10 protein-coding genes are annotated in these 12,398 nt (G+C 58.0%); 3 read left to right on the top strand and 7 right to left on the bottom strand.

Annotated features, from left to right (window positions below; all coding sequences use genetic code 11):
- From flgJ to flgL, 3 genes are all read left to right on the top strand, one after another.
- Positions 1-966 carry a flagellar assembly peptidoglycan hydrolase FlgJ gene (gene flgJ, locus HD842_RS16075; RefSeq protein WP_183555731.1) on the top strand — a complete coding sequence of 322 codons (966 nt, stop codon included), beginning with the start codon at positions 1-3 and terminating at the stop codon, positions 964-966.
- A 215-nt stretch (positions 967-1,181) separates the two neighbouring features.
- A complete protein-coding gene (flgK, locus tag HD842_RS16070) occupies positions 1,182-3,146 on the top strand; it encodes a flagellar hook-associated protein FlgK (RefSeq protein ID WP_183555730.1) in 1,965 nt (654 codons plus the stop codon).
- 17 nt (positions 3,147-3,163) lie between these two features.
- Positions 3,164-4,387: a flagellar hook-associated protein FlgL gene (gene flgL / locus HD842_RS16065; protein ID WP_183555729.1), complete on the top strand. Its 1,224-nt coding sequence runs from the start codon at positions 3,164-3,166 to the stop codon at positions 4,385-4,387.
- Here flgL and HD842_RS16060 read toward each other — a convergent pair.
- From HD842_RS16060 to HD842_RS16030, 7 genes are all read right to left on the bottom strand, one after another.
- Positions 4,374-6,401, bottom strand: a complete 2,028-nt coding sequence (locus HD842_RS16060) for an AsmA family protein (protein ID WP_183555728.1) — start codon at positions 6,399-6,401, stop codon at positions 4,374-4,376. The two genes, flgL and HD842_RS16060, sit on opposite strands and share 14 nt — an antisense overlap.
- A 139-nt stretch (positions 6,402-6,540) precedes the next feature.
- The gene (locus HD842_RS16055) at positions 6,541-7,377 is read right to left on the bottom strand and encodes an alpha/beta hydrolase (protein ID WP_229424788.1); all 837 of its coding nucleotides are present in this window, start codon (positions 7,375-7,377) and stop codon (positions 6,541-6,543) included.
- A 479-nt stretch (positions 7,378-7,856) separates the two neighbouring features.
- Complete coding sequence (locus HD842_RS16050; RefSeq protein WP_183555726.1) at positions 7,857-8,831, bottom strand: DUF6708 domain-containing protein; 975 nt, start codon at positions 8,829-8,831, stop codon at positions 7,857-7,859.
- Positions 8,832-8,954: 123 nt separating this feature from the next.
- A complete protein-coding gene (locus HD842_RS16045; protein ID WP_183555725.1) occupies positions 8,955-9,215 on the bottom strand; it encodes a hypothetical protein in 261 nt (86 codons plus the stop codon).
- Positions 9,216-9,254: 39 nt separating this feature from the next.
- Complete coding sequence (locus HD842_RS16040; protein WP_183555724.1) at positions 9,255-10,277, bottom strand: DUF6708 domain-containing protein; 1,023 nt, start codon at positions 10,275-10,277, stop codon at positions 9,255-9,257.
- Positions 10,278-10,305: 28 nt separating this feature from the next.
- Positions 10,306-11,289 (bottom strand): DUF6708 domain-containing protein, encoded by a 984-nt coding sequence (locus tag HD842_RS16035; protein ID WP_183555723.1) that lies wholly within the window; start codon positions 11,287-11,289, stop codon positions 10,306-10,308.
- 68 nt (positions 11,290-11,357) lie between these two features.
- Positions 11,358-12,389, bottom strand: coding sequence for a DUF6708 domain-containing protein (locus tag HD842_RS16030; protein ID WP_183555722.1), 1,032 nt, complete (start codon positions 12,387-12,389; stop codon positions 11,358-11,360).
- Between the last annotated feature and the right edge of the window lie 9 nt (positions 12,390-12,398).

The raw sequence follows: 12,398 nt of genomic DNA, 5'->3' as shown, positions 1-12,398 counted from the left end.
ATGATCGCCTCGCCCAACCTTGACCAGACCAGCAAGCTCGCGCTCGACACCAACAGCCTCAACGGGCTGAAGAACAGCGCGAAAGCCGGCACGCCGGCCGCCATGAAAGAAGCGGCGACCCAGTTCGAGGCGATGTTCATCAACATGATGATGAAGAGCATGCGCGATGCCACGCCCCAGGAAGGCATGACGGACAACCAGCAGACCAAGACCTTCACGACGATGCTCGACCAGCAGACCAGCCAGAACCTGGCCAAGCGCGGTGTCGGTCTGGCCGACGTGCTGGTGCGCCAGCTGAGCGCGAACCAGATGGGGCAGCAGGCGCTGGCCATCGGCGCCGATGGCATGGGGGGCGATGCCGCCGCTGGCGCTGGCCGCCTGACGCCGTCGCTGACCAACGCTGCGGCCATGTATGGCAACGGCGCGGCGCTGGGTGCGGGTGCTGCAGCAAGTGCTACCGCCAGCAAGGCGCCGCCGCTGCCGGCAACGACCGAGACGGGCCGCATCCAGGCGCCGCACGTGCGCGCGTTCCAGGAAAAACTGCACGAGCACGCCCATGCGGCCGAGCAGACCACCGGCGTGCCGGCCAAGTTCATGCTGGGCCAGGCCGCGCTCGAGACCGGCTGGGGCAAACGCATGATCAAAAATGCCGATGGCAGCAACAGCAACAACCTGTTCGGCATCAAGGCCGGGGCGGGCTGGAAAGGCAAGGTCGCCACCGCCGTCACCACCGAATACGTGAATGGCAAGCCGCAGACGCGGGTCGAGAAATTCCGCGCCTACGACAGCCCGGCCGATTCGTTCCGCGATTACGCGAACATGATCGCGAAGAACCCGCGTTACGAAAAAGTCATCGGCAGCAGCGACGCGGCCACCTTTGCCCAGGGCCTGCAGCGCGCCGGTTATGCGACCGATCCGAACTACGCGGCCAAGCTGACCCGCCTGATCAAAAACTCGCTGGCGTAAGCCTTGCATGCAGTCCCGTAGGGTGGGCGGCTGTGCCGTCCACGCGTTCAAATTAACGTAATTTTGTGGTGCACTAACGATCGTTGAACGCGTGGACGGGGGACCCGTCCACCCTACCCGCGACACGCGACACGCTACACGCTAATGTTATCCAGAGACCGTCAAGTTTTCTGAAAACCTGCCGTTGACTGTACTGTCACAGAGAGAAAAAAATTATGTCAGGTAGCCTCCTCGCCATCGGTAAGACCGGGTTGTACGCAGCACAGGCAGCCCTCGCCACGACCAGCCACAACATCGCCAACGCGAACGTGGCGGGTTTCTCGCGCCAGACCGTCGTGCAGGCCACGTCGGCCGCGCTCGATACGGGTGTCGGCTTCCTGGGTACCGGAACCGAGATCGCACAGATCAAGCGCTACAGCGACAATTTCCTGAATGCGCAGGTGCGTAACGCCCAGGCCAGCACCAGCGGCCTGGAGTCGTACTACGGGCAGATCAAGCAGATCGACAACCTGCTGGCCGACACCACGTCGGGCCTGTCGCCGGCGATGCAGGGCTTCTTCAAGGGCGTGCAGGACATGGCTGCCAACCGCGCGTCGGTGCCGTCGCGCCAGGCGATGCTGTCGAGTGCCGAAACGCTGGCCACGCGCCTGCAGGACCTCGATTCGCGCCTGGGCGAAATCCGCACCGGCGTGAATGGCGAAATCGAAGCGAGCGTCACCGCGATCAACACCTACGGCACGCAGATCGCCAAGCTCAACGAGCAGATTTCCAATTTCGCCTCGTCGGCCACGCGCCCGCCGAACGACCTGCTCGACCAGCGCGACCAGGTCGTGCTCGAACTGAACAAATTCGTCAAGGCCAGCGTCACGCCGGGCGACAACAGCAGCCTGACGATTTCCATCGGCAACGGCCAGCCGCTGGTGGTGGGCAATGACTCGTTCCAGCTGGCGGCGATGGTCTCGCCAACCGACCTCACGCGTATGGAAGTGGGTTACCAGGTGGGCTCGAAAGTGGCGGTGCTGCCCGATGGCGCGCTCTCCGGCGGCAAGCTGGGCGGCCTGCTCGAGTTTCGTACCGAGACGCTCGACACGGCTCAAAGTGCGCTCGGCAAGATCGCGATTGGCATGGCCTTTGAATTCAACGCACAGCACGAGCTGGGCCTGGACCAGAACGGCAACAAGGGGCAGCCGTTCTTCAACGTGGCGCCGGCTTTTGTCGGCGCCAGCATTAACAACGCCAAAGGCACCAGCACCGATCCGGCCGCAGAACTGAGCGCTAAAGTAACTGATCCGAGCAAGCTCAAGGACAGTGATTACGAAGTCACGTTCAAGGGCGGCAAGTACAGTGTAATGCGTCTGAGCGACAACAAGGAAGTTGGCCCGGTAACCCCCGGTGCCAATGGTGCGGCGACGTTAGAAGCTGACGGCATCGAATTCACCTTCGAGAAAAATCCACGCGAAAAGGATACGTTCCTGGTGCGCCCGACCATCGACGGCGCTGCTAACTTCAAGGTGCTGGCCAATAATGTCTCGCAGATCGCCGCTGCGGCCCCAATCATGACCAGCATGGAGCTGACCAATACCGGTACGGCCAAGATCAGCGAAGGCAAAGTCAGCAAGGACTTCCTGACTGCGCCGCCGGCACTGCCGGTGACGCTCGAATTCAATGGGGGCAACCTGACCGGCTTCCCGGCAGGCAGCACTGTCACCATGACGGACAGCGCTGGCAAACCGATCACCTTCGACCCGGCCGCCAGCTACGTCGACGGTGCGACCTACAGCTTCAATGGCGTGAGCATCACGCTGAGCGGAAAACCTAAAAACGGCGACCAGTTCAAGATCCAGGGCAACAGCAGTGGCGTGGGCGACACCCGCAATATCGCTGCGCTAGGCGAATTGCAGACCAAGAATATCTTCAACAACGGCACCGCCACGTTGACGTCGTCGTATGCGCAGATGGTCAGCCAGGTGGGCAACAAGACGCGCGAAGTGCAGGTCAATGCGCAGGCCGGCAATGCCTTGCTGGCGCAGGCCACCGGCGCCCAGGCCGATGTCTCGGGCGTGAATCTCGATGAAGAAGCGGCCAATCTCATCAAGTACCAGCAGGCCTATCAGGCGTCGAGCAAGGTCATGCAGATTGCCGGCACCATCTTCGACACGCTGCTGTCGATCAGCCGCTAACGTAGCGAAAGAACATCATGCGAATCAGTACCGCGAACCTGTATGCAACTTCGACCAACCAGCTCAACACGCTGCAAGGCGCGCTCGCGCGCACGCAGATGCAGCTGTCGACCGACCGCCGCCTGCTCACCGCCGCCGACGATCCGGTCGCCTCGGCGCGCGCGCTCGAAGTGAGCCAGTCGCAGGAAATCAATGCCCAGTTCGCCACTAACCGCAACAGCGCGAAGTCGTCGCTGGCGCAGGTGGAATCGACGCTGCAGAATACAGGTGACTTGCTGCAGGACATCCAGACGCTGGCCGTCTCAGCTGGTAATGCCACGATGCTGCCGAGCGATCGCGAGAAGCTGGCCACCGAACTCGAAGGCCGGCTGGCCGACCTGCTGGGCGTGGCCAATACCGCCGACGGTGCGGGCGGCTATCTGTTCTCGGGCTACAAGACCACCACTCAGCCGTTCACAAGCTCTCCAGGCGGCGCCACCTATCAGGGTGACCAGGGCGTGCGTCAGTTGCAGGTCAGCGATTCGCGCAAGCTGCCGCTGTCGGCATCGGGCAGCGCCATTTTTGAAGCGATCCCCACAGGCAATGGGACGTTCCAGACCCAGGCCGGGGCCAACAATACCGGGGCGGCATTGATCTCGTCCGGTTCGGTCGTGGACCGCAATGCACTGACCAGCACGAAATACGAGATCAAGTTCGCCGTCAGCGCAACCACGCCGCCGGTAACGACGTATTCCGTGAATACCAAGGACCCGGATGGCCCCGTGGCCAACAAACAGGGTTTGCCGTACAAAGACGGCAATCAGATCGAGATCGATGGGATGGCCTTTGACATCAAGGGCGCACCAGCACAAGATGATACTTTCAGCATTGAGCCGAGCCAGAAGCAGTCCGTGTTTACGACGGTCACTGACCTGATCTCCACGCTGCGACTGGCGGGCGAAGGCTCGACCGGCAAAGCGGCGCTGACCAATGGCCTGAATACGGCACTCGATAACCTCAAGAACGCGCACGAGAACGTGCTGACGGTGCAGTCATCGGTCGGCGCGCACATGAAAGAACTTGACTACCTCGACAGCACCGGCGACGACCTGGATATCCAGTACGCCTCCACGCTCGACGACCTGGTAGGCCTCGACACCGTCAAGGCCATCTCGGACTTCTCGCAGCAGCAAATGACGCTGCAGGCGGCGCAGATGTCGTTCAAGACGATGTCGGGCCTGTCGCTATTCAACTACCTTTGATCTTCGGCGCGACCTTACCGTTCACCTTTGGTGGTTCTTTCGCGGCGCTGATCTCGGCGCCGCAGTTCGTATCGGGCGCCTTGTCGACGTTGATCAACGGGAGCAGGGCGGCCAGCGGATTGATCGCTGCCAGCGCCACGGCTGCGCCGGCCTTGAGCGCCAGCGGCCCGGCATGCGGCCCCACTTTCGGATCCTTGAACGTGCCACGCGCATACAGCGGCGTGCGCAGCGACAGGATGCGCGCACCCTTGGTTTTTGGCCGCACGTCCACGTCCAGCTTCTCGGTCGCCAGGTCGACATAGCCGGTCGCGTTCACCACCGCATCTTCACTGTCGAGCACGAAGCGATCGATGTTCGCGCGGCCATTGCGCACCGTGGTGGTCGCCGCCACGCAATTGAGCATGGTTTGCTTGTCACCAAAAATCTTCACGTAGACGGCGTTGGCCACGTTCAGGCCGGCCAGTTCGAGGACGAACTGGCTGACCGTGCCCTCGGTAACGACGGCGTTGATCTCACCCTGCGACGTGCCCAGCATGGCGGCCACGGTGTTGCCCTTGCCGACCAGCGCGCCATCGCCATTGATTTCACCAAAGGTTGCCTGCATCGATTGCAGCTTGGGGAACAGTTCGCGGATCTTCACGCCGCGCGCCGCCAGCCGGGCCGATGCATCCAGCACCTTCTCGCGCCCGTCGAGGCGGATGTTCGACGTAATGCGCCCGCCCGCCAGCGCAAAGCTCAGCGGGGTCAACGTCAGGACCTTGTCCTTCATGCGGATCGTGGTTTCGATATCGCGCAGCGGAATGTCGGCCGTGCGCAGGATCTGCTTGCCGGTGAACTTGACCTCGGCATCGAGCGCGCCCCATTTGGCCGTGTTGAACTGGTCCACAGGCAGGGCCTTGCCCGGCGCGGGCGCCTGGACCTTGCCCGCGGCCTTGGTGCCTTCGCCCGTATCGGCGCCCACGGTCGGGCCCAGGTCGGCCAGGCGCAGTTGCTTGGATGTCAGCGCGCCTGTCAGCAGCGGCCGCGGCTTGCGCTGGGCGTAGGCGAGCGTGCCGGCGATATCGCTGGCGCCGACCTTGCCGGTGAAGTCTTTATAGGTGAAGGTCCAGAAGTCGCCGTCCTTCTTGCCCAGCAAGGTGCCCTTGGTAGCATACGGCGGCGTTTCCGGCAGCAGCACGCCGGTCAGTCCGTACAGGTCGGCCATGCTGGCGCCGGCCAGTTGCATTTGCAGGGCAAAGCCCGACAGCGAACGCGGATCGCGGATGATGCCGCGCAGGCCGAGCTTGTTTTCGCCGGCCGTGGCTTCGGCTTCGATCGGGAAGCTGGTGTTGTCGCCGGTAAGCGAGAGCACGGCACCGGCCTTGCCGCCACCGGTGATCTTCGCCTTGTTATAGGTGCCGGCCAGCTTGAATGCCAGGCCATACGGCGGCACGCCTGCGGCCGTGGAGGCGGTTTCGCCGCCCTTGATCGAGTCGGCCGTGGCGCGCAGGTCCAGGCTCATCGGCTCGTCGACATAGCGCACCTTGGCGCTGTCGAAGGCCAGGCGCTGCAGATCGACCTTCCATTCGGAGGGGCCGTTGTCCTTGAAGGTCCACGAATTGCTGCCATCGGCGCGGCGCTGGACAGCGATGTCCGGATTGGCCAGGCGCAGGTCGGTGATCACGACATCTTTGGTCAGCAGTGGCAGGATGCGCACGCCGGCTTCGATGCGCTGGGCGGCGGCCATCTGCGTGCCGACCGTGCTCCAGGCAGGATTGCTCATGTAGACATTGTCGGCCGTGATATGCGGCTGCGGCACGAAGCGCCGCCAGCCCGTTTCACCATTGCGATCACGCTGGAACTTGACGTCCAGGTCACCACGGATCGCGAATTCACGCCCGGTCGTTTCCGACACCTTGCGGTTGATATAGGGACGCAGCATGTTCCAGTCGAACAGCATGAGGAACAGGATCACTGCCACGGTGATGGCCAGCAAGATCCAGCCGGTAATTTTGAGAGGTCTGGAAAGAGTCATTGTCGATCGTGCCCATGAGTGGGTCGGCGGCTGGCGCAGCGAGGCACCGGGATCGTCAGGCTAGCAGGGTCTTGGCAATATTGTTGGTTGGCTAAGTCGCACTACTGCACAATTAATTGGTATTTTTTTACGCTTCAGGTCAGGTGAGGAAAAATTCAAGACCACGCGCCATGGCCGGGAAGGTTGCAGACCCATGGTCCTCGTGCGTCAGCAGGTGGAATTGCACGCGCGCCAGCGTATTGGTCTTTTGCAGCCGCTCGCCCAGCTCGCGCGCGTTGTCCACCATGCGGCGTGCGGCGGCGATGGCGTCACGGCCCTGCAGCGGGCCGTTCGCGGTGGACGGTTGTTCCAGCGCGCCCGCCGCCAGCATCAGGGACGGCTTCGCGGGTAGGGCGGCAACGCGCCGCTTGAAGCCGTCGATGCCATCCAGTACCACCCGCTCGCGGTACCAGATCGATGGACTGGCCGCCAGCCAGGTCTGGAACATTGCCGGGCGCGTGAACAGCGCGTGCAATGTGCACAGGCCGCCATATGAATGGCCATACAGCGCCTGGCGCGCCGGATCGAGCGGCGCCATCGTCGCGATCAGCGGTTTCAGTTCGCGTTCGATAAAGTCGAGGAACAGGTCGGCGCCGCCTTCCTTCGCGGGGCCGTCCGCGCCCGAAGGCGGCGTATAGTCGCGCCCGCGCCCCATTCCATAATCGAACTCGCCCGGATAGCCGATGCCGACGACGACGGGCAGCGCAGCCCCCCGCGGCAGAATCGTGCGCGCCATCACCGCCAGTGTCGGGAAGGTCGCGTTGCCATCCAGCGCGTAGATGACCGGGTAGCCAGCAGATGGCGGCGGGGTGGTCGGGATGCTGATGAAGATGCGGTAGGTCTGGCCGGTGATGGGTGAGGTGATGTCGAGTTGCCGGGCCTGCTGCAGTGTGGCGGGTTGCCAGAGGTTAGCTGCACGGGCAAATGGCATCGTCATGGCGCCAAGTGCGGCTGCCCCCAACACGCGGCGACGGGATGGAGAACTGACTGGGAGGGGAAGGGCAATCATGCGCCTGGCTTCAAATGAGAATTATTCTCATAATAGCGCACGACGCCTTTCGTCAGGCCCGTGGTGCCAGCGGATTTTTTGGTGGTCCGGTGAACCGGGCGACAGCAGAGCCTTTCTCGCGAACCGATAGTACCGTTCGCCGTTTGCGGTCTAAACGCAGGGATAGTGGCGGCTGGGTCCTGCCCCCCTCGCAGCGCCGAGCACATTGGCTGATTCAGCGAGAGCGGCCTGCCGACATGACGTTGCAGCCGTGTAGCGCTCTTTTGGCGATGGATGCCTGTTTGCGTCGGCCCGTCACCAGTATCAATCAAGCTGCGCGAGCAGCGCAACGACATGTTTGCTGAATATGCCCTACCGCATGCACCAGACAAGCGCGTTATTCATTGGCACTTGCTCGAGCATGGCCGCTACTTCTTTAGGGTAGGCCTGGCAGATGGCACATTCTGTCGTTGTGGTGAATCGGCCGACGAAGGAGAAGCTCCAGGCGTAAGCGGATTGCCCGGAGGACCGGTAAACCTTACACCCATGGCGTCAGCCGCTGCGGGAAACAGGCTGATCCGGTCACCGTTTCCGGCTCCTGTGATGGCGTAAGGGTCGCCATCCGCCATCATCGACTTGGCCTCGATCTCGGCTGGCCAGTGCGGCACTTTACTAGTGCGCATCGCGATCCAACGGAAAGGAATAATCAACGCACTGAACGCCAAATTGAACACAAGCACGGGGAACATTACCGGCGCCCCAGCGGTTCTGATCATCAGACGCTGGGCGCCGAACCAAGCTGATTCTCGCTGCATCTTGATGGGCAGGCAGAACTTCACTTGTCCTATCACCGCATCCGGCCCATCTTCCATATAGCGCCTGACGAATTCCCAGTGCGAAATTAATACTGCCAATCCATCGGTATCGCCAGTAGAAGAAACACTCAGTGAGAAACTCTCCTTGATGGTGACGCCATCGTCAGCCATCGCATGCCCCAGTATATTGAAAAATTTATATCCTTGATCCACTTGGCTTAAAGTAAAAATCACTTTAACCCATGGGATTGATAGTGCAGAGCCATCCTTGCGAAACACATATACCATTCGGTTTTTTCGATCAAATCGCAATGGGTAATGTGTAAAAGAAAAAGAATCCTTGAACAACAACCAAGTTGCTGATGCAAGAATCGGCAGAAAAATTATCGCAGCAAAAATCAAGATGCCTGAATCTTTGCTGCTGATGCCAGAAGAATTTTCACGTGTGAGCGCAACATGTAAAAGACCCGCAAATGCTGCAGTGAACATGGCAATTATTGTCAAGCTAACTGCCGTAATGGTACCTTTTGATTCGTACCATTTATCAACGGATTCAAAATATGCTGAATTCAGTTCGATCACACTCATTTGATAATGTGGTTCGATATCGATTTTCTTGCTTTGATGAAGTCGGTGGCTTTTTTCTTGCTCAGTTAACTGGCGATTTTTTTAAAATTTCCGACTAAGCCTGCGAAATCCATGGCTCATACCTTATTCAAGCACTAATGTTAATTGCAATTGTTCTTTTGTCATATTCAAATAGCGTTGATTTTCCAGAATACCCCATGTACTGGCCTTTTGTAGCCCCTCGCCGAGTTCGCGCGCGTTGTCCACCATGTGGCGTGCGGCGGCGATGGCGTGACGGCCCTGTAATGGGCCGTTTGCGATTGACGGTTGTTCCAGCTCGCCCACGGCCAGCATCACCGACGGTTTCGACGGCAGGGCAGCAACGCGCCGGCGAAAGCCGTCCATCCCGTCCAGCACCACGCGCTCGCGGTACTGGATCGCGTTTCATTCGGTTCTTGGTGCCAGCGGATTTTTTGGTGGGCCGGTGAACCGGACGCCGGCCGCCTCAGCCGCTACGGGGAACAGGCTGATCCGGTCACCATTTGCCTTCCCGGCGATGGCGTATGGGTCGCCATCTTCAATCATCGATACGGCTTCTATCTCGGCTGGCCAGTGAGGCAGCTTGCTGGTGCGCATGGCAATCCATCGAAAGGGTACGACAAGCGCGCTGAACGCCAAGTTGAACACCAGCAATGGGAACATCATTGGCGTGCCGACATCGCCTGCCATCAGGCGCTGCACGCCAAACCAGGGGGACTCATGCCGCACTTTGATGGGCAGGCAGAATTGCACTTGCCCGATGACGGCGGCTGGGCCGTCTTCCATGAATCGACGGATGAATTCCCAATGCGAACGCAAGACGGTCAAGCCTTCGGGCGTGCCAACCTCCGATACGCTCAAGGCGAAACTTTCCTGGATGGTGACGTTGTCGTCCGCCATCGCATGGCCCAGGATGTTGAAATACCTGTACACATGGTCGACCGGGCTCATCGTGAAAACGATCCGGTCCCACGGCAGCGACAGCACCGAGCCGTTCTTGCGAAACACATGCACCATGCGGTGTGTGCGATCAAAGCGCAGGGGATAGTGAGTGTACGAGAACGCATCTTTCGACAGGTTCCAGATCGCAAGCGCCATCAGCGGACAGGACAGCACCGCATCGAAGATCAGGATGCCCATGTCGTTGCTGTTGATGCCTGCTGTTTCCCTGGTCAGCGAGCTGTGCAGCAGGCCCGCAAAAAGGGCCACGAGCATGCTGATGATTGTCAGCGTGACTCCCGTAATGGTGCCCTTGTCGCCATACCACTTGTCGACCGATTCGAGATAAGTGGCGTTCATGTCGATAACGCACATCTGGTAATGCGGTTCGATATCAAGACGCTGCTTTTGATGAAGCTGGAGCTGCCTTTCCTGTTCGGTCAGGGAGCGGTTGACACGAAATTGTCCAATAAGGCCTGCGAAATCCATGAATTTTTCTCTTATTTAAGTGGTTGCTTCAATCATGCTCTTCAACAACCGCTTCAGGATACAGACTGGTCCGATGGCCTGTCGCCGTTCCGACAATCGCGTACGGATCACCAATTTCGATGGCTGATGCAGACTCGATGTCTGCTGGCCAACGTGGCAATTTACTAGTAATCATTGCAATGAACCGAAACGGCCATACAATCGTGTAGAACACCAGGCCCAAAATATTTATCGGAAAAGCCCGCATCCCATTACCATCGCTTTCCCCAAATAAACGCCGGGTTGCGATACGAAGGGATTCACGTCTATTATTGATGGGAAGACAAAATTCAACTTGACCAGTCACTGCTTCTGGCCCTGACTCCATATATCGACGTATGAACTCCCAATGCGACTTTAATATTTTGATGCCCTCTGAAGAACCGTCAGAAGTTACACTTAGGGCGAAACTTTCCGTGACCGTAATATTATCATCTGCGATAATGTGTCCCATAATATTCCAAAATTTGTAACCATGGTCGACTTGCATCAGCGTGAAAAAAATATCGTCCCAGGGTGCCGTCAATATTGTTCCGTTCGTCCGAAAAACATGCACCATGCGAGTTTTACGGTTAAATCTCATTGGGTAGTGAGTAAACGCAAAAGATTCTTTCAATAACCCCCATATGGCAGCCGAAATTAGCGGCAGGGTTGTTATTCCTACGAAAATCATAATCGCCAGATCCTTATTTCCGCCCCCATCAGTCGGATCTCTATTTACTGCAACGTAAAGCATTGCGCTCGAACCCACAGAAAAAATTAAAACGAGTATCAACATAAGCGCGGTGATGGTCCCTTTTTCGCCGTACCACTTATCGACCGACTCCAGATACGTTGAGTTCATTTCGATAACGCTCATCTGATGATGTGGATTAATATTTAGAGGCTGCTTCTGCTTAAGCTGTAAATTTTTTTCTTGATCTGAGAGAGGACGACTGGACGGAAATTTTTTAACAAGGCCTGCGAAATCCATACATTCTCGTCTTATTTTGATGGTTGCTTCAACTGTGCGTGTGCAATAGTTTTGTAGCAGTGAACTGTTTATCGCCTGTCGTGGCGTGCTGCGAGCGGGTTCCCCGGCGGGCCAGTGAACATGACGCCAGCAGCATCGGCGGCCTCGGGATAAAGACTGACGCGGTCACCTTTTTCGCTGCCTGCAATGGCGTAAGGATCGCCTCGCTCGAGCATTGATTGGGCTTCGATCTCTGCTGGCCATCGAGGCAGTTTGCTGGTGCGCATGGCGAAGAGCCGAAATGGCAATATTAAAAGGTCGAAGGCAATATTAAATATCAAGGCTGGCATGAATATGGCTGGGCCACTGTTGTTTGCCAAAGACCGATAAAACGCGACGTAGAATGTTTCGCGCCGATCAGCAATTGGCATACAGTATTGTACTTGACCGGCGATAGCGGCGGGGCCATCTTCCATGTAGCGGCGAATAAACTCCCAGTGGGAGCGCAATATTGCCATGCCGTCTGGAGTTCCTACAGACGAGACACTTAATGCAAAGCTTTCTCTGACGGTCAATTTGTCGGCATCCAGAACATGGCCCATGATGTTCCAGAACCCGTAGAGCTGGTCAACAGGTGTCAGTGTGAAAAATATTTCATTCCAGGGAATGGAAAATGCCGTGCCATCATGCCGAAAAATATGCACGACTTGCATTTTCCGATCAAAGCGTAATGGGTAATGCGTAAAAGAGAATGAATCTTTTTTCAGTCCCCATATGGCGGCAAATACAAAGGGGGTAATCATGAGCCCAATTACGACAAGGATTGTGAGGTCATTCTTCCCTATCGCAGACTGAGAGTCTCTCGTTAGTGCGACATGCAACATTCCGAAAAACATTGCCAATAACATTCCGATAATTATTAGCATTACTGCTGTAATGGTTCCTCTATTCCCGTACCACTTATCAACCGACTCGAGGTAGGTTGAGTTCATTGAAATAATGCTTAGCTGATAATGTGGCTCAATATCGAGCCGAATATTTTGCTTCAACTGCAGGTTTTTTTCTTGCTCAGTTAATGGTCGATTGGTTCGGAATCTTCCAACTTGGCCAGCAAAATCCATATGATTCCT

The sequence above is a fragment of the Massilia aurea genome (assembly GCF_014200505.1).
Lineage (GTDB): Bacteria > Pseudomonadota > Gammaproteobacteria > Burkholderiales > Burkholderiaceae_D > Telluria > Telluria aurea_B.
The sequence above is the reverse complement of the archived record's forward strand: the minus strand, read 5'-3'. Positions and strand labels throughout refer to the sequence as shown.